Here is a 462-nt window from a genome sequence, read left to right as displayed (position 1 = left end):
TGCCGCGGATGCGGCGCGTCGATGCGTCCTGGAGACGCGAAGAAAGATTGCGCCTTACGCCTGCGCGCCAGCCAGAGCGGCCAGTTGAGCTTCGGTAAGGGTTTCGCGCGGCACGGCGGTCGCGCGGGTGAAGATCATGCTGCCGTAGAGATTGGCGAGACAGCGTGCTTCCGCGCACAGCACCGTCACCTCCTCGTCGGAGGTTGCCGGATTGCGGTTGCGCCACACGTTGATCGCGTTTTCGATTTGGGCGATTGAAACGTCCCGGTTTCCTGAAACAGCGTTCGGATGTTTCATGGGGTGTCCTCGAAGGAAGTGCCCCTGAACAACGCCCTAAGGGACGTGATCCCCAAGGGCAGCATTGTTGCCGGATCTCCGGCGGGTCGATGCGTCATGGACGCGGGTAACAGAGCCCAGTATGGGCGGCCGCTGCGCGAAGGTTTGCCCGAATGATGAGCAGAT

The 462-nt window shown here is 62.1% G+C and carries 1 protein-coding gene; it reads right to left on the bottom strand.

Annotation, left to right across the window (positions count from 1 at the left end; translation table 11 throughout):
- Positions 1–54 precede the first annotated feature (54 nt).
- On the bottom strand, positions 55–297 hold the full coding sequence (locus tag AB3X89_RS40220; RefSeq protein ID WP_368588056.1) for a DUF3717 domain-containing protein: 243 nt from the start codon (positions 295–297) through the stop codon (positions 55–57).
- Positions 298–462: the final 165 nt, after the last annotated feature.

This window comes from Paraburkholderia sp. BR14320, from assembly GCF_040948665.1.
Taxonomy (GTDB): Bacteria; Pseudomonadota; Gammaproteobacteria; order Burkholderiales; family Burkholderiaceae; genus Paraburkholderia; species Paraburkholderia youngii.
The sequence above is the reverse complement of the archived record's forward strand: the minus strand, read 5'-3'. Positions and strand labels throughout refer to the sequence as shown.

What these genes read in the sequence shown, in the direction of transcription:
- AB3X89_RS40220 (WP_368588056.1), bottom strand. Translation starts at nt 297, where the DNA reads ATGAAACATCCGAACGCTGTTTCAGGAAACCGGGACGTTTCAATCGCC.